The 26,080-nt window shown below is 38.9% G+C and carries 10 protein-coding genes; 9 read left to right on the top strand and 1 reads right to left on the bottom strand.

The window, feature by feature from the left end:
- Positions 1–556 precede the first annotated feature (556 nt).
- The gene (locus ACKPCA_RS16040; RefSeq protein ID WP_321280005.1) at positions 557–763 is read left to right on the top strand and encodes a hypothetical protein; all 207 of its coding nucleotides are present in this window, start codon (positions 557–559) and stop codon (positions 761–763) included.
- A gap of 199 nt (positions 764–962) precedes the next feature.
- Here ACKPCA_RS16040 and ACKPCA_RS16035 read toward each other — a convergent pair whose 3' ends face one another.
- Positions 963–1,385 (bottom strand): hypothetical protein, encoded by a 423-nt coding sequence (locus tag ACKPCA_RS16035; RefSeq protein WP_054715359.1) that lies wholly within the window; start codon positions 1,383–1,385, stop codon positions 963–965.
- 491 nt (positions 1,386–1,876) lie between these two features.
- On the opposite strand from ACKPCA_RS16035, the gene ACKPCA_RS16030 reads away from it, so the two are divergent.
- The 8 genes from ACKPCA_RS16030 to ACKPCA_RS15995 all read left to right on the top strand — a co-directional run bounded on the left by ACKPCA_RS16030 (position 1,877) and on the right by ACKPCA_RS15995 (position 26,078).
- Positions 1,877–2,125: a hypothetical protein gene (locus tag ACKPCA_RS16030; protein ID WP_321280004.1), complete on the top strand. Its 249-nt coding sequence runs from the start codon at positions 1,877–1,879 to the stop codon at positions 2,123–2,125.
- A gap of 11 nt (positions 2,126–2,136) precedes the next feature.
- Positions 2,137–2,382, top strand: coding sequence for a hypothetical protein (locus ACKPCA_RS16025; RefSeq protein WP_054715353.1), 246 nt, complete (start codon positions 2,137–2,139; stop codon positions 2,380–2,382).
- Positions 2,383–2,384: 2 nt separating this feature from the next.
- Positions 2,385–2,789 (top strand): M15 family metallopeptidase domain-containing protein, encoded by a 405-nt coding sequence (locus ACKPCA_RS16020; RefSeq protein ID WP_321280003.1) that lies wholly within the window; start codon positions 2,385–2,387, stop codon positions 2,787–2,789.
- Between the two features lie 10 nt (positions 2,790–2,799).
- The gene (locus ACKPCA_RS16015) at positions 2,800–3,192 is read left to right on the top strand and encodes a hypothetical protein (RefSeq protein WP_321280002.1); all 393 of its coding nucleotides are present in this window, start codon (positions 2,800–2,802) and stop codon (positions 3,190–3,192) included.
- 346 nt (positions 3,193–3,538) lie between these two features.
- Positions 3,539–8,335 (top strand): collagen-like protein, encoded by a 4,797-nt coding sequence (locus ACKPCA_RS16010; RefSeq protein ID WP_321280001.1) that lies wholly within the window; start codon positions 3,539–3,541, stop codon positions 8,333–8,335.
- An 80-nt stretch (positions 8,336–8,415) separates the two neighbouring features.
- Entirely contained in the window at positions 8,416–8,922 is a 507-nt protein-coding gene (locus ACKPCA_RS16005; protein ID WP_054715344.1) for a hypothetical protein, read from the top strand.
- 321 nt (positions 8,923–9,243) lie between these two features.
- The gene (locus tag ACKPCA_RS16000; RefSeq protein WP_321280000.1) at positions 9,244–18,741 is read left to right on the top strand and encodes a Tc toxin subunit A-related protein; all 9,498 of its coding nucleotides are present in this window, start codon (positions 9,244–9,246) and stop codon (positions 18,739–18,741) included.
- A 230-nt stretch (positions 18,742–18,971) separates the two neighbouring features.
- Positions 18,972–26,078: a SpvB/TcaC N-terminal domain-containing protein gene (locus ACKPCA_RS15995; RefSeq protein ID WP_321279999.1), complete on the top strand. Its 7,107-nt coding sequence runs from the start codon at positions 18,972–18,974 to the stop codon at positions 26,076–26,078.
- Positions 26,079–26,080 lie beyond the last annotated feature (2 nt).

Here is a 26,080-nt window from a genome sequence, read left to right as displayed (position 1 = left end):
TATCGAAACTAACCAAACACAATTACAATGTATTATAAAGTAAAGTTTAAAAGGGCAAGCATTTTTTCTCCATAGTTATTTATAGAAAAAATGTATGTATAATCAGTAAAGAAAAACAATAAACAAATGACTACTAAGCATTATTAATTTTTAGAGAAGAAGCGTATTGTGAAATTTATTATAAAAAGCTTAATTAATAAACAAAGGAGACAAGTTTATTACTAAGCTCACAGAGTACTCATAAAAAATAAAGCAGAATATAATATTCAGGTTCTATCAATTAAAACTCCTTATGATTTATTGAAAAAAACAATAGTACACTCAATTCCAAAAAATAAAGGCAATTAACCAAACGAATGACTTTCTATCTAATTCATCATGCACCTAATAGATAGAGCTCGACCAGCAATAATGTTTATTATCAATATAATCACAGCTTTATCAATTCTATTGTAGTTTAGAATTATTCTACAATAAGCTTTATAAACTCACCAATATCGCTATGAAAAATTAACAATGGATAATCAAAATCCAACTATTTAAATTTACATTGAACATGGGATACAACAAACGAAATTTACTAATTAAGATAATCGAGGTACAAAATATATATGTAGAACATTCTAAAAGAGGAGCAACAGGGAAATGGATTTTTAATGAATTAATTCATCCGAAGTTCAGAATTAGCAGAGCTACTTTTTACAATTATCTTGGAACCAATGCAAAAAAGGAATTAAAGGAATTAGATGCAAGTGATAAATGAAAAGTTTGTTTCTGATACGAACTAAACGCCATGTGTTTATAAATTGAGGAGCTCCGGTTTTTTGATCCAATCACTAGCCGGACTTTAAATTATTCATCAGAAACGCCATGACCTTTACCATACTTCATAAAAAGACTGTTGATTTCTTCAAACCTACCAACGATTAGGAGCAAAATTGAATATAACTCACCATATCATACTAATTGATAGCTGGATAGTATGGTGTGGATATTATATACTGAAATGCATGTGTATTTTTATTTGAGTTCAATGCTTCTAGTCTGTTAATTGTAATTGGACCTGTCTCTTCACTTTGAACATTTCGAAGAAGAAAGAGTAGTTTTTTTAACAATTTGAAACCCTTGTAATCCTCCCTTTCATTTTCATCCTTTCTTTTCTTAAAAATCACCTTTATAACAAAAATCATTTTTCCTATTGGATATTTGTCATTAGGACATGGATAATCTATAGTTCTAAGTTTGAATAAAACAAGCGGTAATGCATTGTTTTTATACTCACCTTCAAATTGATTAAGATCCCACTCGTAATTTAATTGAGGTAAGAATCCATCTTCCACATGTTTGTTAATACATTTTTTAATTGATAAATACAATCCATCCATAATTATTAACATTTTAATTTATTAATACAATGTCATCTTTAACCCATACAGGTATATTACAAAAATAACACAACACAAAATTATATTATGATATTTCACTTGTCTTTGTAAAGATACTTTTACTTTTAATCGATCCTTAATACAATATCGACTCTCGCTTTTGTATAAATATGGTAAAATAAAAATCAGTACCAAGTAAAAAGTCCAATGATTAGACTATTCTATACAACTGTTATATAGTTTTTTGGAGCACATAGAAATGATTTGCAACTTTGAAATCGAAACAAAGAAAAAGTAATTTACTTATCTAGTATTCATTTAAAAAATGCATAAAACCAAATTGAATCCTCTAATAAATTAGTTACAACCACTAATGATTTGTCATTTTTTATGTATTTGTGAAATCTAAATCAACAATCTCTATAAATTCATAGTACGGATACAAAATAAATACATAACCAAATAGACCAATCACTAAATTTAAATGAAAAATGGACAAAAATATTATAGCAAGAATAATTAACGAAACAGCAAACAAATCGGAAGAAGACCTACTATGTAGCCTGGAAAAAAAAATTAAGGCCGCAGATAGTGCTGGTGATTTTAAAGCACAGGCCGATTATTGGAAAGAACAATATCAAAACTTACAAAAGCAATGTATTCGTGCCATAAACGGAAAAAATGGCTTAAAACGACTAAGCGAGATTCTTGAGGAAGATGTCTATACACCAACAATTTAAAAATATAGCCTATGGAAAAAAAAGTAAACATTACACTTGGTCAGGTTTTGTCAATGGCTTTAACTGTTTTTATAATTACTCTTGGGGGCTGGATTAACATGAGCGGAAGAGTAAAAGCTCTTGAAGTAGAAACAGATATTCGCATTAGGCAATTAGAGACACAAGTGCAGAAAAACAGGGACTATTTTCACAAAATTCTGGATGAAGTACAGCAGGTGAAAATTGTTCTTGAGAACAAAAAAGACAGGGAGAAATAACAATGACATTCACTTTTAGCAAGAGGTCATTGGATCGACTTGGGAAAGTTGATCAGCGATTACAGCAACTAATGCATAACGCCATTGCCTTAAGTCCCATTGATTTTGGAATACCTGAATATGGCGGCTTAAGAACCGAAGAAGAACAACAACAATTGTATCAAAATGGCCTGTCGAAATGCGATGGTTACAAGATCAAAAGCTATCACCAAACAGGAAAAGCAATTGACATCTATGCCTATGTAAATGGCAAGGCCTCCTGGGACAAGATTCACCTGGCAATTATCGCCGGAGTAATTCTGGGAGAAGCAAATCGAATGAACCTGAATGTTAGGTGGGGTGGCACATTTGGCAGTGCCACGTTTAAAGGCTGGGACATGCCACATTTCGAGTTAAGTACAGTTTAAATTATCAATCATGGGATTTTTATCAAGCAAACGATCAGAAAAAATAATTGACGGAGCCATTAAAGGCATTGATGCCCTTTTCTTTACTAAAGAGGAGAAAGCGCAGCAATCGTTAAAAGTTGCCGATGCTCAAATGCAGTACCTCAAAACAACTCTAAGTGAAAACTCGGCAAGATCATTAACCCGCAGATACCTTGCCCTGGCAATAGTTGGTGTATTTCTGCTTCTTATACTGGGAGCAGGCCTTGCCTACCCTATAAACCAGGAATACGCAAAATTTCTGTTCCAGCTGGTTGGTGCATTAAACACACTGGTAATGATGGTGGCCGGATTCTTTTTCGGAGCTTACATGATTGGTTCGCACATTTGGGGAAATGGACGAGCAAGAGAAAAAACAAAGTAATCACCAAAGGCTAAGTCCTTAGCAACAATGGCACAACAAATTCATTAAAAATTGAATCCCTCCCTTCTTCGATGAAATGATTTCATCAGTGCCATTACTTGCATGCCACTCAAGCCAATACCAAATTACATTGGTATTCAACCAAAAATGTGGCATGCAAGAAACAATTAAATATCTACTGGAAAAAGCACATACCACTTTCGGCTAAAAAAATAGAATAATGCAAAATGTAGGTAGCGACGGAAAGTTGTATTGTTTTTTCCTAAGTGGATATGATCCGGATATTCAAAAATCTTCAGATAAGGGATTATTAATTAAATGCAAGTAGCATTAAAAGATATTAATTATGGATATAAAAAATTTAATAACAAACAACGCCATTTTAGCCTTGCTCCTGGAACAACAGGAGATTGAACAAGTAAAGCAAGAAGTTGGCCTTGTTCCTGGTGAAGATGGGTATGAAACACATGCCGGAAAATTCTATACCTCTGCCGATGTCATTACCTTAAGAGAAAATGCAGACTTTGGCCTTGGTTCAACTAGTTTTACCGGGTTGGTAGCTAAAAAATACGATGGAATTAACGATGGGCAATTGGTATTTGATGCCGATGGATATGCTCGTGTAGGTGATAAAGGTAGCCTGCAAATGATTGCCACTCGTGAGGATGTTCCCTTAAGCAATGGAATTGCATTCTATGACCACAATACCCGTAAATTTAAAACCAAAGCAGAATCTACCTTGTCGGTAGCACAATCGGTAAATGCCAATAAGTTGGATAACATTGAATCATTCCGTTACTTAAGAAATGACATCAATAATCCAAAACTAAGGGTAAGTGGCGGATTAACACTTACTTTAGAGGCTGATTCCGACAACTCAAACGAATCTGATAATGTTTCATTCATCCTTTCTCAGGATGGTGGCGGAACAACAGCCACTTTAGGCTTAAACAGTTCAAACGACCTTTACCTTAATCATGGTAGCAAGCAGGTGTTCAAATATGACGAAGGCAATGAAGATGTAATATTCAATTCAACCATTCATTCCTCGGCGAAGTTCAACAAAACAGTGTTGTATTCGCCAGAAAGTACAACTGATATCATGAATATCCGCAGATATGGTAGTGATCATACCCTTCTAAATGTATGGAGTCCTCCTCAAACAGCTTGGGGTGGTGCAAAAGAATCTACCTTATCATTGGTTCGCGGCGATGGAAATGAATACTTCATGGACATTTACAATATGGACTACGGATCCTCCGATCAAGGAAATAACTTGGATTATGGCGAACCAGAAATGGGAATCAGACTCCAGAAAAGAGGAAGTGGAACCTATACCCCATTCTATATTGAATATGGAAATGGAAACGAAGAATTTAAAGCAATTACAATTCTGCCAAATGATACGGATACAGTTAACCATACTTCGGTAGAACTAAATAGATTAATTGCTAATTACGATGGAAACAGAAAGTTTGAAACGACTTCTGATGGTACTATCACGACTGGTACTCACACCATTTCCAATACCAGTGGAGTTGGCGAAATAGGCAGTAAAAATAGCTCTTGGTTTCATTTTGAAACAGACAGACCAGCCTTTCATTTTAATACAGGCATACATGCAACTGACCGTTTTGCTGTTTATGGTACGAATACCTACCTCGCTAATGGAATGTTAAAGTTAAATTCAAACGATTGGATCAAACACACCGATGCTGTAAACGAAGGTTGGGAAATTGTTACTGACGGGACAAAAGATTTTGAAATTCTTAGAAATATAGGAATCATATCGCATAGAGATACTACATTTAAAGGTACTATAGGAACAGCTCCCTTTATCTCTGGAATTGGAGGCAAAGGAACCTGGAGAATATCACAAAATGCAAACGCTGAATTTGATAACCTCGATTTAAGAGAAGGCCTAACATGTAATACTTTCACCAATAATAAAATTAATATCTCAAATGGTGATTTAATTGTATCAGATACGGATACAATTGAGTATGTAGATAGTAATATATTATATTTTTCAAAAGAGCAACCATTTCGAGTAGGTGATATTTTAAGATGCCAGGGCTCAAGCTCTCCCGGCAACATTAAATCCTACTACATTACAGTAGAAAGTGAAGGGACATCCCAGAGTCGAACCGATGATGAAGGTGAATTGATGAAGTATATCACATTCACGGAAAAAACCGGTTCTGGTACAATTGAAATTGGAGACATTCTACTAAGATGGAACAGTTCAGATACGGATAGAAAAGGATTACTTTATTTGAGTTCCAGCTCTAATTACGCTCCATTTTATGATGTGATATATGACGGACAAACGAAAGCCAGATTCGGACGTTTGGATGGAATTACCAGCACAACAGGAAAGGTGCTTTCAGGATATGGCTTATGGGCACAGAATGGATACTTTGAAGGATGGTTGAATGCCAAGGAAGGTTTAATTGCAAATTGCTCTATCAATGCGAACTCAGTATCTACATCTGGTTGGATTTTAAATAGTGATGGCTCAGGAAATTTAGCCAATGGTGCTATTGCATGGGATGTCAATGGGAAGACTACACTTGGATCAGGTGTTACGCTTCAATGGGAACACCTAAGTGCAGAATCACAAGCCAATCTTGTCGGTCCACAAGGAGTAAAAGGTGATCCAGGTAATGATGGGGTGACTACTTACACCTGGATAAAGTATGCTGATAGTGCGTCAGGTTCAGGTTTGTCAAATTCACCTATTGGTAAAGAATACATTGGTTTTGCATATAATAAAACATCAGCAACTGAATCAAATAACGCTGCTGATTATACATGGTCTTTAGTTAAAGGAGACAAAGGGGATACAGGAGTGCAAGGTGCGCCAGGTACAGATGGTGTCACAACCTATACCTGGATTAAATATTCTGATTTTGCTGATGGGACAAATCTTTATGATACGCCAAGTTCAAACACGCTTTACATTGGAATTGCTACGAATAAAACATCTTCAACTGAAAGCACAAACAAAGCTGATTATAAATGGTCTTTGTTTAAGGGGGATCAAGGTATTCAAGGCTTAAGGGGAATACAAGGATTACAGGGGCCTCAAGGCCTAAAAGGTGAACGAGGAATACAAGGACCTGTAGGACCCACTCCAACTGCAGATGAGATTAAAACTACAATTATTTCATACGCAGGAGTCATTACACCAGAGATTCGTTCAAACCTAATTGGAGCAAATAAATTAAACGCAGACCATATTGATGCTACCTCACTACATGTAGGAGCTGGTGGTATCACTTTAGATTCAAGAGCTGTTTTACAATGGAATAATCTAAGTGGAACAACAAAAGATAATTTATCAGGTATTAAATTTGATCCTCACTTCTCGACAAACGACATGAGACAGTGGTCTCAGTCTTATAGTGGTAAGGATGTGGCTCCTTTAACCATTGGCACTATTACTGACAATATTTATAAAGTGTCGCAAAGTATCTGGGTTTATTCGAGAAATGCAATTCTCGTTGATACCACAAAAAGGTATAAAATGCGTTTTAGAGTCAGATCTACTAACACTTCAACTGATGGAACAATATATGCTGGTGTAGCAACTCTTGATTCAAATTATAATAATCTCACAGGAGGTGCAGGAACTCATCGATATTTTTGTAGGTCTGGATATGCTCTTCCCGATACCAATTGGCATGAATTTGAAGGAATAATCTCAGGCATTGGCGATGGCAGTAACAACTTTAGGGCAGGCACCAAGTATGTTAGACCAATGTTCATTGTAGATTATAGCTCGGGAACTGCTCCAATGGAAGTTGACTTCTTAACTTTTGAAGAAGTTGTAGAAAAAGGGGACAAAGGAGACACTGGCGCAAAAGGAGCAACAGGTTCCCAAGGACCACAAGGTATCCAGGGGCCTAAGGGAGATTCACCAACATCTACTGAAATTAAGAATACCATTATCAGTAATTCATCGGTAATAACCCCTACTATTATTTCCAATATGGTGGGAACTAACAAACTAACAGCCAATAATATTGACACTAACACAATAACCTCTTTAGGTGCAGTAACAGCAGGATCTTTTAATCTAGGAAATGATAAATTTCAGGTAAATTCCAATGGCTATTTAACTGCAACCTCAGGAACTATAGGAGGTTGGAATTTAAATGGTTCTTCAATTTATTCAGGATCTTACCAAGGTTCAAATGCCTATACTTCAAGTGGTATAACAATCCATAAAGATGGAGCGATCAGAGCTAAGAATTTCAGGATAGACACAGATGGGAATGCATATTTCAAAGGAGATATCACAGGAGCTTCAGGTACATTTAGTGGAGCATTAACCTCAAGTTCAGGTACAATTGGAGGATTCAAGATCAATTCTACAAAATTAGAGGCAAATAGTACAGATTCAATGTACACCTATACCGGTGGTTATGAATATAGCGTCCCAACAAAAATCAACATTGATGCCAGCCAGGCAGAAATCCGTTGTTCACATAGCTCTAAAGGAAATGTAAGCAGTGGAACAGCATATATTTCTTCACAAGGAATATTGGCTAATTACGCAGGTACTCAAGCAGTCTCTGCTGCGTCAGGCTGGGAGATAAAAGCTTCGGTTGTAGCTTTGGGATTCGGTAAATTAAATTATTCGGCCTATACAAACTCGGCTATTTTAACAGGTTTGTATGCTTCCGGATATAACTCTGTTTCTGCTGCCAATCGCGCACCAACCTATGCAGCCTACTTGAATGGACCAGTTTATTCTAAAATGCAAATGGGAGGTGCTACATGTAGTTCTAGTTTTAGCTGGAGTACAAGCAGTTCAAGCCCTACAGAACTAAAACCATTTCAAAACTCAAGTCATGCCTATAATTCATTCTACATAACAAGTACATCTGGTTCTAAATTATATGTATCCCTTCCGAGAACCTATAGTCAACAACAGTTAATACCAGATGGTACAATAATTAGAATTGGTTCGATGGGACGTGATTTTGGTGTTGTGGCAAGTTATTATTCTCGCATGAGATGGGATAATCACACTACAAGAACATCTGGAATTTACAGCTCGACTGAAGAAAACCGTTGGGTTTCATGGATTTTAGTCAATGGAGCTTGGACTTTATTAAATGATAGAAATAATTAAAATTTTCAGAATACAAACACTTTTTAACAATAATGCTAGCACAACTCCGTGCTGGCATAAACAAAAAATTATTTTACAACATGAAAAACAAAAATTTGTACGAGTTAAAAGAGGTAATCAACCGTGTTAACAAGAAGGGAAACAACAAGTTCAAATTGGCCTTACTATTGAATGAAAAGATGATTGATGAGCGCATTGAGTCCATTGACAAATTGCGTGAACAATCGGAAGAATACAAAGCTTTTGAGCAAAAGAGACATGAATTGATTGCATCTCATGCTGAATTAGATGAAAATGGACAAGTGATCGTTTATTCACAACCTGATGGAAAAGGAAGTGTTACAAATGATGGTTATGGCTACCCAAACATTGTAAAAGAGAAAAAGAAGTACGAAAAACAATTGACTGAATTGCAAGAAGAAAACAAAGAGGTAGTTGAAGCAGAAATTAAAAAACAATCCGATTTTGTGGAAACCCTTGATCAGGAAATAGATCCTGCCATTGAATTCAGCTCAATTCCTTTCGATGCTGTACCAGAAATCGAATACGAAGAAATGAAAGTCCTAATGCCTTTCATCGAAAAGTAAAAACAAACTAATGTGTTAACAACTAACACAACTTTACTATCCCTTAAATGAAGAAATGAATATCCGGATCTGAAATTTGATATTACTTTTTCTTCTTTTCCCCAACAAGAAAGTAATACCATATCATAAACCTCTAACAAGGGATACAACTCAAACAAACAAAATAGCATACCCTTAATTTTCAATAAATAAAATTGAAAATTGGCAGACCGACAGAACTGTATGCTGGCGGCCTGCCCGGGGTATCCTATGCTATAATTTGAAACATCAAATACTGCTTTTACATTGATCCTCAGCAGTATTTAATAAACAAATATCAATATGATACATGAAAAAGATATATTTGACGATTTAGGTCCAGGAGGAGAACCTGAAAGACTTGAACCTGAATCAGGTAAACAACACAGTTCGTTCATGATTACCGGTCGCGTGTTCGATCATTCCACTTCAGGCTTGGGCAAAGGCTTGTATGTGTATGCCTATCAACACGATTCAGATAAAAACCTGATCTACAGAAAAAAAACTGCCTGTAGAGCTGATGGTAGCTTTAGCATTCAGTTTCTTGCAAGTGAACTGATTATTAATAACAATCCAGACATCAACAATCCTGTTGAACTTTTCGTTTACCAGGGAGGCACACAACTTGGCCTGGTTGGAAATGGTAATGTAGAAATTAGATCTATACAACCCCTCTATCTAAAAAATCTGTTTATTGCTTCAAGATCATCTGTAAGTGGTGTTGTTAAGCGCCAGAACTATGTGAATGCAGCAGGTTGTCTTATTGAATTATACAGAGATACTGACAACGACAGCTCTACTGCTACTTTAATTGATGGAGCAAAAGCTTTTACCAACATTAATGGAGAATATAAAATTCCTTATTATGGCAATGAAAAAAATGCTTTACGATTAAAATTCTATAATAATGAGGATGTTTTATCGGAATTCGCAAGTACCAATCCTTCTATTTTAGGCGATACCGCAACTGAAATTACGACAGAAGTAGTTAACGCAAGCGGCAATTACTCCGAAGGTGAGTGGTTCGAAGTAATCACAGAGACAAATCGTAAAATTTACGAATACGTTTCGAATACTTCTGAAAGTGGTAAGGTAAACGCAAGCTTGGTTTCATGGGTAGATGAAAGTACTCCATTGGAAAAGCTTTTCTATAGAAGAGTGCTCAATTACAGTAATCATAAATATTACCGGGTACTCGATAAAAAGGTAGTTTACCACTCCGATGGAAAAGCACGGGAAACCTACATTCGCATTCCGGAAAGTGTTACTTCCGGACAGATTACATTACACAATCATTATATCGAAACCTACAATTCCTACTGGTCTCCACAATTAGTAACAAGCAATCAAGAAGAGGAAGTTAATTACTTATTTGAAAACAATACTCTGGACGAATACTCACGAATAATTAATCGTGAGGAAGAATTAATTTCTGCAAGCAATACAGCAGACAGCACTACACCTGCTCGTAGCTTAATTAAAGGATACAGTGCAGAAGAGACTCCATTTGTAGCCTCACTAATTGGTGTAAGCGAAGAGGATGTGCAGAATCTAAGCCAGGCACGCGATTTTAAAAGTCAGATGAGATTGGAAGATCACGAAGCAATTCTGTTTGGACTGGTTAACAAGGGGGTAAAATTGGATGTTGCAGTTTTCTTTAGCATGTCTGACAATACTTTACGTGCAAAAATTCAGGAAGCCATTGATGATCGTACAATTCCAACAAAGGACATTACAAAAGCTCTGGAAGACATTAGAACCAAGCTACTTGATGTGGTAACCAAAGAGTTTACCGAGGTGTTCACAGGCATTGAAAGTGATGCTGTAAAAGCAGTTATGGCTGATGCTACAAAGAAAGATGCCTTCATCAAAACAATGGCCCAATTCTCTTATGAGAATACTGATTTAACAGAGGAATTGGAGGGTGATTTTTGGATGGCATTGCCTTTTAATGTGAATGAAGAAGTACAATTGAAGCTTGCCATTCAATACAGCGAGGTTTGCAATGCCAATGAGAAATTTGTAAACCGATTTTTGGATGCAGGATCTCTAAAGCCATTCAGCGAGTTGTTAAAAATGAACAGAACTGACATTATTGCTAAAATTAATGAGGATGCATCGACTATTCTGGCTTCTGATGATATGCCAGAAGGAATAACAACAGCAGAAGCTTACGCTAATTTTATTTACAATCAGATTGAGGATAAATTTGCTACTGAATCTCTTCTTTTTGATTTGGCACAACCGAATGTAGATTTCGCAATTGAAGGAGAGACCAATTTAACAACAATGTTCAATGCCTTAAGAGTCAAATTAATTGATGAAAGCATGAGTAGCAGCGCTCATTTCTATGGCATTGTTGATTCTGCCGGTTCCACATTTGACATTGAAAAAGGACCTGTTCGTGATTTCCTTAAAACCACCACAGTAGATAATGCTCTAAGTACATTCTATTCAAGTTTAGGAGCATACACTAAAGAAGACTTTATTAACTTCTTGACTACTATTCAGCGTGTGTACAGCATTACGTCTGAAGGTAAGTATGATACCATTAAGGCTTTAATCGATAATGCTTACCTATCGTCTTACGACATCGTAAAAGCTGGCAGAAAAAATTTCATCAATAAAATGAATGCTATTTTAGAGGATGAAGTATGCCTTAAATTATACAGAAATGCCGAGTACAAAGTAAATAAAGCACTTGCCATTTTAAACAAATATTCAGGAAGCGCCAATTCGGGAATGCCTGTTATAGTTAAAGACAAGAAACTTTCAGGCGACAATAAAAGTGAGATTCAATTGTTGAGCTTGCCTGAAATGTCAATTCTTTTTGGTGATCAGGATGTAACGGATACCAAACATGGTGAATCAGTATTAGGACCGGCTGCTTATTTAGTAGATGTACTAAATGTATTGAAACAATTCAAGGTTAGTGATACTCCTGGCAAAGAAAGCTTATTCGATAAACTAATTGAACGCCGTCCGGATATTGCAGAAATTCCATTGAATTGCACCAATGCATTAACTCCTTTGCCATACATCGATTTGGTAATGGAAATATTGGAAAATGCAATCTATCATCATGAAAATGGAAATTATTCAATTGATAAATGGGACACCACAAAAACCGAAGAACAGCTAAAAACCGATCCTGAATACACACAATATTCCGTGTATGATAAAATCAAGAAAAACACCATTACTTCATGGCTGTCGAAACCTTTCGATTTGTTTAGTGAAGAGCTAAAGTTGTTTGGCAAAGCCTTGGGAATTAATAGAACCAAACTGGCAGAACCATACTACAAGATGGTTGAAAATGCGGTAAATCCATATTTCGACGTTTTGGGAATGACCAGTGAAGAACAGGTACTTTTCCCTGAAAACCCAACAAATACAAACACTGTACTTGACTTTGTTTTCAATACTGTTTTTGGAGAAAATCCTAATCCTGCACCCACAAAATTACCTGTAAAAGGATTTATCGAAACATCAGTCATGACACTCGATGAATTCAATGCCTTGGTTGGCTCCTACTACGTAAATCCATATGTAACAGATGGTGAAAACTATCAACGCTTTACCATCCACTACAGTGGAAAACAGGAATTGAGTACAGCTTTTCTTGATTTTGGCTCAACAGACAGGCTGAAGGCATTCTTAATGCGCATGTTCCAATTCCGCAGATTAATGATGCTTACTGAATGGTCGACTCCTGTATTGGATGCAATTTTACTATTGAATCCGGCATACAAAGCCTACTACAAAACCATTAACAGCAACAACCAACTGATTACTTTAGCAGCAGCAGAAAGAATCGGTAATGCGAAAATGCAACAGGAATATCTTGGATTGTCTGACAATCAAGTTGCATGTATATTTGGTAAGGCTGTTGTATTGGAATACAATAAAACCACATCTTTCATCAACCAAAACTTTATTGACAATGATTTGCCAGAAGAGCATAAAGAAACATTAAAAGAATGGTTAACCATTGGCGATGAAAGCGGAGCACCTTTAAATGCTACAGCTTACAATTCTGAAGGCGAAGCCCATGTATTTATGGAATATCTACAGGAAGCAATGAACCTAACTGATGAAGAGCTATTGGCCCTTTCAAACTTTCTGGAGCAAAATACCGACAAAAAGCCAAAATTAACTGCAAGAGGTATTCAAAATATGATCACAGCTTGGCAGTTAGCCGAAGGCTATGGTTTAAAAATTGAGGAATTCCTGGCATACTGTAAACTCATTCAGTTTGATGTTACAACAGCTTTGGTTGACAGTGTAGAAACACTAAGCAATGTTCAAAAAACCGTAATTGCTAATCAAACGAATGTAATGGAATTATTGTTCCTCTTGCAACATCACGGAAGTGCAGAAGAGTTAGAGGAATTTGAGAAGAGAGCAAAGAAAATTGTTGCTAATATTCTTGATAAAAAAGACGAGTTTTCTCCTGTTTTAGAGGAAAACCAGCAAATGAGCCAGGAACAGAAAGATGCTTTGGCCCTTGCTCTGCAACCAGTCATTGAAGAACAATTAAATATTACCACAAAATTGGAATTACCATTCGTTTCAAAGGTACTGGAACAAAAATCCATTGATGGTAAGGATGTTGCCAACTATACTGCAGATCCGGGAACTGATGAGACTTCCGTTGTAGAAACCAAGTTGCTTGCTGCTATCAAGTCTTGCCTGAAAAGTTTATCTCTTTCTGAGGAAATGAACATTAATCTGAAAGATTTGGCTCACATAGATAGTAGTCCTGTAAACATCTTCAACTTGCCTATGGATTCTGCGCAGGCAGTTTCCTACAAAGATTTCGCAAAACTTGCTGCGATTTGCCAGGCCAAGCAATTTCTTTTGGATGAGAAGAATGGATTTGACTTTTACAATGCAATTCTATCAAACAATAAAGAAGCTTTGGGCGATCTTTCAACTTATATTGACTGGAATACCAATGTAGAAGAAGGTGTTTCTTTCTTATCTTTATGGAAACACAATGATGAGTCTGAACCAGAACCAAATGACACTTTTTACAATAAAAACCTTAACTGGTTTATTCAGGCGGCTGAGATCAATCAGTTTTTAAACAGATATGGCATTCAATCTGCCGATGCACTGAAACTGATTAAATGGAAATGGACCGATGTTACTGAAGCAGAACAATCAGTTAAAAGCATTGCCAAACTTGCACAGGAAAAAGCCAATGCTGCTGTTTACAAGGCAGAAATGAGCACAGGACGCGACCAGCTTAGAATGAAGCAGCGAGATGCATTGGTACACTACCTGTTTGAGAAAAAGAGTGAACAGTTTACAGATATCTACGATCTGTATTCCTACTTCATGATTGATACTCAAATGACACCAGCTGTTGCAAGCAGCCGCATTCTTCAGGCAACATTAACGGTACAATCCTTTATTAAACGTATTCAATTGGGACTTGAAACCGACGTTGCATTCACTAAAGAAGATGCTAAGAAATGGGAATGGATGAGTCTTTATCGTGTGTGGGAAGCCAATCGTAAAATCTTCCTATATCCTGAAAACTGGCTGGAACCTGAGTTGCGCGACAATAAAACTCCATTCTTTAAAGATTTGGAAAAAGATCTTACCGGTAAAGAAATTACCAAAGAAACGGTTAACGATTCCTACATGGATTACATCTCCAAGTTTGAACAAGTAGCCAATATTGAAATCTGCCAGTTGTACAACGAAGAGCACAATAATTTCTCGGTATTACATGTAATTGGCCGTTCACGATTCGAACCTCGCGAGTATTTCTATCGCAAACTGGTAAATGAATCCTACTGGACACCATGGGAGAAAATGGGAATTGAGATCAATTCTGAACACATAGCTCCTGCCATTATTAAAGATCGTTTGGTAGCTTTCTGGCTGGAATGTACTGATGTAGCCAAGGAACCTAGCGATGATGATTTATCTGTAAAAAATCCATCGGAAGGATCAACCATTACTCCAAAACGTGCACAAAAGCAGTTGGAGATGAAGCTTTGCTGGAGTGAACTTATCGACAACAAATGGACTCGCAAGCGTACTTGTGAAGACAAAGTATTGATTGACAATTCAGGAACAGATCAGAAATATGATTACCGCCTGGTTTATGACAACAGCGATAGCAAGTACTTACACATTTTGAATGATCCAAAAACTTTCTTAGGCGAAAACAAAGGTCATAGCTTCTCGGTGGAATGTTTCAATCATATTCACCTTACAAAGCAAGGAAGCTTCACAGGCAAGGACTATGTAATGCCACAAGGCATGAGTACCTATGGGCAAAAAGCGCAGATGAAGAATTCCAAGAAATGGTTGTCATTACCGGTAGCTGCCACCAATGGTATTGCCTATACCAACAATGTAGTTGAAAACATTAAAGGACGCACCCGTTTGGTTTATCCTCATCAATACAAGCATTTCATCAGCAACGCTCCTTTTGTTGTAGAAACCAACCTACAATCAGTGGTATTCATTCCAAGAGTTAAAGCAGAACGAAGCTCAGTCCTTTTGAAAAAAGTGATTCGATACACCTATACAGAACCTAAATTCAGACCAATCAGAAGGTACTATCACCCTGAGTATTCATGTCGTAACTACGAAGACAGGTATTATCGTGAAGACAGATACTATCGTGAAGAGAGAAATCATGACAGGTGGAGAAGAGATGAGCGTTGTGACTACAAAATGCCTCATTACTTCACCCATGAGCATGAGTTCATGTGCGTAATTAAAGAACCACAAATTAATAAGGAAGTTATTTATGAACCAGTGAATGCTGATCTGCTAATGGCAGAACCATTAACCTTCAAGCCTGAGATGATTGCCGGACTGGCTTATCATCCATACATGGAGAGCTTACGCTCCAATCTACAACGATATGGTATTGATGGAATTCTTGATCCTTTGGGCATTGAAGATGAAAATCACAAGCTATTGCCACAGCAAGCAAATACAGATCTTTTAAAAGATTTTGAGTTGAATAACGAAGTGGTGAAAAATACACTGGAAGTTACAGAACTTGAAGACAACAAGAAGTACATCGCAGAAAAATTCGAATATGATTTAGCTGGTGCCTACTCCATTTACAACTGGGAGCTGTTCTTCCATATTCCATTCCTGTTGGCAAACCGTTTCTTGATTGAAGGCAATTATGAAGAAGCATTAAGATGGATGCATTACATTTTTGATCCACGTGAAACCGAAGGAGAAGGAGCATCCCGTTACTGGAAATTTAAACCATTTGCCGATTACAATGCTACAACTGGTATTGAAGACCTCTTGTTCGATTTGAACATGAAAGAAGATCAGGACCCTTCGAATATAGAGTTGAACAAGCAGATTGAAATGTGGAGCAGCGATCCGTTTAAACCTCACAATGTAGCTCAGATGCGACCTGGTGCTTATATGAAAGCCGTAATCATGCGTTACCTGGATATTATTATTGCTCACGGCGATAACCAGTTCCGCATTGATACCACGGAATCCATCAACGAAGCCATGCAGTATTACATGATTGCAGCCCAGTTATTAGGTCGTAAACCTGAAGTTCTTGAAACGGAAATTTTGGCACCTAAAACCTATGGTGAAATGAACAGCGATGGCATGGGCAATGCCATTGAGTACTTTGAGGAAGGATTGATTAAACCAGAAAATGCAGCCTACTTTGAAAAGTACATAGAGTCAAATGAGTTGGAAATCGCTTCGAAACCATTTAGCAAAGAGAAGGATCAAAAAGGAATGCTAACCGATGTATACGGAGCAATGGAACACGATGGTAATGTGGCCAAGCTTTACTTTGGCATTCCAAAGAATGACAAAATGCTTGCCTACTGGGATCGAGTAGCCGACAGATTATTCAAGATTCGTCATAGCCTGAATATTGATGGAATTAAGCGAACCGTTGCCTTGTTTGCTCCTCCAATCGATCCGGCATTATTAATCCGTGCACGCATGGCAGGCATTAAAATTGGTGAACTTTTGAATCCAGGCAAAGCCAACTCAACTGATTACCGATTCCAAACTCTATTGCAACGTGCGTTGGAAATTTGTGGAGAAGTAAAATCATTGGGATCACAATTGTTATCGGCTCTCGAAAAAGGAGAAACGGAAAAGATTAGCGTACTTCGTACTCAGCACGAAAACAAACTGATTGATGAGATTACAAGTATCAAGACCAAGAGTGTAGAAGAATCTGAAGAGGCCATTGAACAACTGAAATTGCAGCAGGAAAATACCCAGTTCAGGGAAAAATACTATCGCAAGAAGAAAAAAATTAATGGTAAAGAGCAGCAGCAGTTGAATTATATGGATGCTGGAATGGTTTTACAAACTGCATCTCAAGCTCTTCAGATGTCAGCAGGTGCTGTAAGTGCTATTCCAGACATAACATTTGGTGGATCTGGTTTTGGAGGATCCCCTCATTGGGTAGTAAAAATTGGAGGAGAAAAAGCATCTAAACCTCTTCATTATTGGTCTTCTGCTTTAAGCATGTTAGGTTCCATTTCTAGCCACATGGGGACTCGTACAGGTCTTATCGCCGGCTACGAACGCCGTAAGCAAGACTGGAACTTCCAGGCTGATATGGCAAAGCGCGAATTGGAGCAATTGAAGCAACAGGAGTTATCGGCTGAAATTCGAAAGGCAATTGCCATTAAAGATTTGGAAAATCATGAGCTACAGGTAAAGCAAAATCAAGAATATTTTGATGTATTGAGCAACAAATTCACCAATAAGGATTTGTATTTCAGAATGGCAGATGCTATTACAGTTGTATATCGAGATGCCTTTAACCTGGCATTCGAAATGGCCAAGCAGGCAGAAGGAGCTTACCATTACGAGCTGACTCCTGACAAAGTAAGACAGCCATTAACCAATAACTTCTTCAATGCACAGGATAAAGGCTTACTTGCCGGTGAAAAATTGTATACAGAGCTTAAGAAAATGGAGGCCGATTACCTGGCCAATCACAAGCGCAAGTATGAATTGACCAAGCATGTATCACTAGCCATGTTGGATCCACAACAAATTTTAGATTTAAGAAGCAGTGGAACCTGTCAGATTGTAATTCCTGAAGTACTTTACGATTTAGATCATCCAGGACATGTAAAACGCCGAATCAAAAGCGTATCCTTAAGCATTCCTTGTGTGGCTGGGGCTTACACTTCCATATCAGCGAATTTAAGCATTGCCGATCAGAATGTGAAAGTAAAGAACATGGCAACCAGCAGCGCAGTTAGCGATAGCGGATTGTTTGAGTTGAATTTCAACGATGCCCGATACCTGCCATTTGAAGGTGCCGATGCAGCCAACGTTTGGAACCTGTCCTTGCCTACTGCCATGCGTCAGTTTGACTACAGTAGCATTAACGATGTTATCATGCATATCAATTATACTGCTGAAGAAGGATCTGCGCAAGACAAAACCAATGCAGAAAACAATCTGATTACTAGCTTAAATCAGCTTACCGAAGGCAACAGCCTGGCTTCTATGTTCAGTCTGAAAGCACAATACCCTGAAGCTTGGGCTAAAGTAGGAAGTGAGAATGTAAGTATTGAGATTAAGAGGTCGCAATTGCCATTCTACTTGCAAGGCAAAACCATTGAAGTTGAAGCTGTACAAGGCATCAAATTGAAAGGTGAAACTCAGGATGATCCTATCATTCTAACAACAAGTGGTTTAAACAGCAGCAAAGAATTGGCTGATAAAGTAACTGTAGACATATCAAGCAATGCGAACATTCCTGTAAGCGATGACTTTATGATTGTTATGAAATATACCATTTCATAGGGTAAGAATTCATTCTAGCAGCGGAATTTGAAGTTCTCATTCATGAATCAAATAATGCTGTAAGAAGTGTTTCCTTCCGGAAGTCCCGTCACCTAACATTCCGATAAATAATAATTGGTCTTACGAATCGCTAGGGCAACCTGCCCTTGCAACGGGACTTCCTTTTCTATGATAAAGCAGCTTGATACTGTTTATTCATTACTCATTATTAACTGATAATTATTATTCTCATGAACTTCAATCAATCGGAACAATCCGAACAACATAGCAATTCTCAAACATCAGCATTACCACAATCGAATATAAAACCGATTGGGCAGGCCGCTGATGCTGAGAAAAATGATGGGGCTCAAAAAGGGCCTCAATCTTTGATTAATCTCCCCAAGGGAGGTGGTGCAATTCAAGGGATTGGCGAAAAGTTCGAAACCAATCCAGTCACCGGAACCTTCTCGATGAGCGCTCCCCTGTCCATTAGTCCTGGACGAAATGGCTTTACCCCACAACTGGGACTATCCTACAATTCGGGTGGTGGAAATTCCGCTTTTGGTTTGGGCTGGAGTGTTGGCATTCCTAACATTACTCGCAAAACTGACAAAGGCTTGCCTCAATACGATGACAACAACGAATCGGATACCTTCATTCTTTCAGGAGCCGAAGATTTGGTGCCTGTTGATGAAGCAACACAAAGCCAAGGTGATTATGTGATTAAACGCTACAGACCTCGTACCGAAGGTTTGTTTGCCCAAATAGAACAATGGCGCAACACCACAAATGGCGAAGTACACTGGCGCACCATCTCTAAAGAAAATCTTACATCCATATATGGAAAAGATGCATCTGCCAGAATTGCCCATCCCAATGATTCCACAAAAATATTCAGCTGGTATTTGCAAGAATCTTACGACGCATTGGGGAACCTGATGCGATATACCTACCTGAAGGAAAACAGCGACAATGTTTCACCTGATGTATACGAAAAACATCGTCTGGCGAACAACAAAGCCTTTACCAATATCTATCCCAACCAGGTGCAATATGGCAACACCCTTATGTACGATCCTGTTGATGGAAGTTATGCAGGCAATTGGCTTTTTACCCTGGCCTTCGACTATGGCAACTACAGCACTTACAACAGCAATGGAAGTACTGTGACACCATCGGCAAGCTGGAACAAACGTCAGGATCCTTTCTCGGTGTACCGGGCAGGATTCGAAATGCGTACCTATCGTTTGTGCGAACGTGTCCTTATGTTTCATCATTTCACAAACAATCTGGGAGCCGATGCCCAATTGGTAAAATCTACCAAACTACAGTACAGTAAGGATGAACACATGGCACAACTCATGCAGGTGGAACATGTTGCTCACGATGGCGCACAAACTGCATCAATGCCTCCTTTAAGTTTTACCTATAGCAAAGCACAGGTAAGCGACAAATTGCATAGCGTTAAGCAAGATGTGATGGACAATCTACCCAATGCTTTGGCAACATCAGGTTGGCAATGGGCCGATTTGCATGGCGAAGGCATCAGTTCTTTGCTAAAAACCGAAAACGAGGCCTGGTATTACAAGCCAAACCTGGGTGATGCACGCTGGACCGACAGCACCGAAACCATCACCGATCCAACTCCTGTTTTTGGAGAAGTACAACAGCTCGATCTAAAACCCAATGTAAAACAAGCGCGCACAGCTTCTTTTTACCTGGGCGATGTAGACAGTGATTCACAATCCGAAATGATTGTTCATGCTCCCGGCATTCATGGTTACTACAGCTATGAAGATGGTGAGTGGCAAAATTTCCAGTCATTTGACAACATGCCCAATGTGGACATGAACCATCCGGATGTGAAACAAATCGACCTCTCGGGCGATGGTTTGGGCGACTTGCTAATTAGTCGTGGCAATTACTTCGAACTCTACCTTTCAGCAGGGAAAGAAGGATACAAAGGCTATCGTAAAATAGATATGGGTCATGATGATGATTTGGCTCCCGTAATACTCTTCTCCGATGCTAAAAATTCCGTTTACCTGGCTGACATGACAGGCGATGGCTTGAGCGACATTGTGCGCATTACACACCATTCGGTTTGCTACTGGCCAAACATGGGTTATGGTCGTTTTGGCGAAAAAGTACTAATGGCCAATCCGCCATTATTGGATGCGCCGGATCGTTTTAACCCATCGCGAGTACTTTTAACCGATGTTGATGGCACGGGCACAACAGATATCATCTATTTAAATGCATCACAAGTTACTTACTATAAAAACCAGGCGGGTAACTCCTGGAGCAATGCAAACTTTATCAGTGCTTTCCCGGCTGTTGATAATTTATCACAGGTATCGGTAAGCGATCTAATGGGAAATGGTACGTCCTGTTTGATTTGGTCTTCCCCATTACCTCATCATCAGCATCACTTGCTTTTTGTGGAACTTACATCAGGCATTAAACCCTATTTGTTAACGGCTTTCGAAAACAATATGGGCCGCAAGGTGAGTTTGCAATATGCTCCTTCCACCAAATTTTACATGCAGGATAAATTGGCTGGCAAGCCATGGATCACCCGACTCCCCTTCCCTGTTCAGGTACTGGAACGCGTGGAAGATCTTGAGCAGGTAAGCAATACCAAACTGGTAAGTAGATATGCTTACCACCACGGACATTACGATGTATACGAGCGTGAATTCCGGGGTTTTGGTATGGTAGAACAATGGGATACCGAAGATCTTGTAGATTCTACTGACGGGTATCAAGATCCTGTATACACAAAAAGCTGGTTTCACAATGGCATTTACAAAAACAGAGAGGCAATTTCTACTCAATTTGCACAGGAATATTTTAAGGGCGATAGCCAGACCTGGACACTTCCAGATTCTGTTTTGCCTTCAGGCTTAAGCCACGAAGAAGAACGTGAAGCATGTCGTGCACTGCGTGGGCAATTGTTACGTTCCGAGATTTATGCCAAGGATGGATCAGGCAAAGAAGGTCTTCCTTACATGGTAGAAGAAAAAAACATGACCGTAAAGCTCTTGCAAGCCAAGGGCCAAAACAAACATGCCGTGTTTTTACCGATCAACAACGAGGCCATCTCTTACCATTACGAAAGAGATGCAAATGATCCAAGAATTGCCCATACGCTAACTTTAAACACCGATGATTACGGCAATGTATTGGATGCTTTTAGCATTGCTTATCCTCGTCGTTCTGCTTTGGCTACCAACGAACAGAAAAGTTTAAAAGTGGTTTGTACACAAAGCGCTTACATCAACCGTTCCGAAAGCAATCTGCAAATGATTGGAATTGCTTACAAAAGCAAACAACTGGAATTTACGGGTTTGGTGTATACAGGAATTCCTTTCAACAAGGAAAGTTTACAGGCAGCTTTGGATTTTGCCAACGAAATTGATTTCTCTGCAACTCCATCAAGTGGATTGGAGATGCGCTGTTTTCAACACCAGAAATCATTCTTCTACGATGAGGCTTTAACAGGAAGCTTGCCACTAGGCGAAATTGCATCTCATGCCTTGCCTTACAAATCGCTTAGCGCTGATTTGACTGAAGATCTGATCAACAGCATCGATCCTTCGGGCGAGAAATACAGCATAGAACGCTTATCCAACAAGGCAGCTTACGTGTTTGAACCAGGAACTGGTGATCAGTCCGGAGTTTGGTGGATTCCATCGGAAGTAGTCAGCTTTAACAAACTGGCTTTCTACCTACCAAGCATGCAGACCGATGCTTTTGGGAACAAAACCCACATGACATACGATACCTATCAATTGATGCTGACCGAAACCACCGATGCCCTGGGCTTTAAAAACACAGCCGAGGTAGACTATCGCGTATTGCAGGTAAAAAAACTGACCAATCCCAATGGAAATGGACAGGAATTGGCTTTTGATACTCTTGGAATGGTTAAGGCAGTGGCATTATTTGGCTCTAACGGTGAAGGCGATACCCTTGCCGACCCAAGCATGAAATACAGCTACAATTTGAATACCTGGACAAGCAATAGGAAACCCATTCAGGGACATGTAGAAATGCGAGTTGAACATGGTGCAGGCAATACCAATTGGGTGGAAAGTTATGAATACACCGGAGGATGGGGAAACTTGGTAATGACCAAGGTGCAGGCCGAAGATGGTGAAGCCATGCAGGTAATTTATGGCTATGTACAAAAAGTACAGACAACAAATCGTTGGGTAGGTACCGGACGTACAGTTTACAACAACAAAGGAGAGGTGGTAAGGCAGTATGAACCCTATTTTAGTACCACACACGAATACGAAGATGAATTGGTATTGGTGCAACACGGAGTAAGCCCTAAGCTATTTTACGATCCTATCGGACGTAACATTCGAACCGACCTTCCGGATGGTACATTTACCAAAGTAGAGTTTACACCATGGGAACAGCGCAATTACGATCAGAATGACACCGTATTGGAGAGCCAATGGTACATTACCAATAACATCCCAGGCATGGGAGGAGATGGTGATATAGGTAATTGGTGGGATGATCTATTTGGAGGAGGAGGTGATCCTTTTGATCCAAATGATCCATACAATCCCTATGATCCATACGACCCAACTGATCCTACAGAGTCGTCAAAAGAAAGAGCTGCAAGGCTCACAGAATCACATGCCAATACGCCACAGGTGCGTTATTTCGACAATATGGGGCGTGAGTACATGGTAGAAGACGATAACGGCGATGCCGGAAAATACCGTGTGCATACCAAGCTTGATATTGCAGGTCGACCAATAGAAGTCACCGATGCCAAAAACAGGCTGATGACCACCAATACCTTTGCCATGCAACAAGCCTTGCAAGTGCACAATATCGACTCGGGAACACACACAATGCTGAACGATGCAGGTGGGCAGCCACTATACCTATGGGACAGCCGAAATCACCAGGTGCGTAATGACTATGATGCCCTGCGACGCCCATTAGCTACTTACTTAAAAGAAGAAAACAATGCTGAAATAAAAGTACAAGAACAGGTTTATGGTACCTCAGATTTTCTGAACAACATCGGGCAGTTGGAATTTCAGTACGACCAAAGTGGCCGCACACAAATGGTAAGCTACGACTTTAAAGGAAATCCTGAAATGACAGGGAAAACTTTTTACGCCGATTACCAAGGCTACAGAAATCTGGACAACAACCCAGGCTTTATGGCAACAACCTACACCAGCGAAATGAGTGTGGATGCCCTTAATCGCCCGGTGAGCAAAATCCTGCCTGATGGCTCGGTGGAAACCTACCAGTACAACAAGGCTGGATTGCTGGAAAGCATGAGCTCCGGCGGAAAAGCCTACATCAACAACATCAATTACAATGAGAAAGGACAGCGCACAGATATCTATTATGCCAATGGCAGTAAAACCAAATATGAATACGATGCAAAAACCTTCCGCTTAACCCGATTGCTGACCACTCGAAATACAGGACAGGATATTCTGCAAGACCTGAATTATACCTACGACCCTGTAGGCAATATTGTAGAACAGGTTGACAAGGCACAGCAAACTTTCTATTACAGCAACTCTGTAATTGAACCCAAAGGACAATACGAGTACGATGCCCTGTACCGTTTGACAAAAGCCACTGGACGTGAATTGAACAGTTTGGCAATGCCAACGCATAGCGATTTTGCCAACAACATTGGCCTGCCCAACACGGCTGCCAATGCCATGCAAAATTATACCCACAATTACAGCTACGACCAACTAGGGAACATGCAAACGGTAAATGCCGAAGGCAGTTGGACACGCAACTACTTTTACAAGGCCCATAACAATTACCTTTTGGGACATACTGCCGGGGTGAATGAGTACAGCTACGATGCCCACGGCAATATGCTAAGCATGCCACACCTGCAAGCCATGCACTGGGATTACAACGATTGGTTAACACAGGTAGAACTGGATGCCAATGGCAACAAGGCCTTTTATGTGTACAATGCCGGTGGAGAACGCGTTCGAAAAGTAGTAGAGAAAGGCAATATTCGTGAAGAGCGATATTATTTTGGTGATTTCGAAATATATCATAAATTTGTTAACGGTGTACTGGAAACCGAACGAACAACTGTTCATATTTCTGATGATAAAGCTAAAATTGCCACAGTTGACAAAAAGACAGTAGACCAAAGTTCTTTGATAGAAAATCCAACTGCTGTAGTTCGATATCAATTGGATAATCACCTTGGCTCTGCCTCCTTGGAGTTAGACGAAACTGCCAACATCATTTCTTACGAGGAGTACCATCCCTTTGGAACTACCTCTTACCGAAGTGGCCGCAGCGAGACCGAAACCTCTCAAAAAAGATACAAATACGTAGGCAAAGAACGTGATGAGGAAACAGGACTCTACTATTATGGTTTCCGCTACTATGCCGCCTGGATTTGCAGGTTTGTGAGTGTGGATCCTTTGCAGTTTGAATATCCACATTATACGCCATTTCAGTATGCCGGGAATAAACCAATTTCTAATATTGATTTGGATGGATTAGAAGAGTGGTATTACCTAAATACTTTTGAGGGTTGGAGAGAATCTGCAAATGTATCTGGACCATATAGTGAAAAGTTAATGAATCAGTTTGGTTACTTTTCGTTTAAACAAGTTACTGAAATTGAAATTGAAAAAGCAAGACAGGATAAATTAGAAAAAGAGAGAGCTAAACGAATAGCTGTACACAAATGGCAGCAGTTTCAAAAATGGGCAGATAATAGGCCACAAAATAATCCTGCATATGGGGCGCTGGAGTTCATGTATGAGTCAACTTTAGGAGGTGCTGTTGATGCATATGTGGATTTCTCTAATGGTGACTATGGTTGGGGTATATTTAATTCAGTAACGACTTTATTAGTTATCCCAGAGATGAAAGCTTTGTTCGGATCAGGACGAAGTATCAATGCGTTAGGAAGAACTGCCAGAGTTGCAAATCTCATTGAGGATGTAAGCACAGGTCGTAATATTAGAAAGTACTGGAAAGCTGTTACTGAATTTCAGGGTATTAAAGTCTTTCAAAGAGAAGATCTCTTTGATCCAGACTTGATTAGTTCTTGGAAAAAAAATGGTAAAACAATTACTGGTACAAATGTACAAAGAATGGAAAATGGTCTAGCTCCAATAGGTTATGATGGAAAGTCCATTAACTTACACCATATGATACAATCTGAAGATGGAGCAATTGCAGAAGTATCTCAAAGTTTTCATCAAATGTATAAAAAAATTATCCATATTAACCCTAACACAATACCTTCAGGAATTAATAGAACATCTTTTAATAAATGGAGAGAAGCATATTGGATAAATAGAAGTAACGATTTTTAATT

Source organism: Marinifilum fragile (assembly GCF_963677365.1).
Lineage (GTDB): Bacteria > Bacteroidota > Bacteroidia > Bacteroidales > Marinifilaceae > Marinifilum > Marinifilum fragile.
The sequence above is the reverse complement of the archived record's forward strand: the minus strand, read 5'-3'. Positions and strand labels throughout refer to the sequence as shown.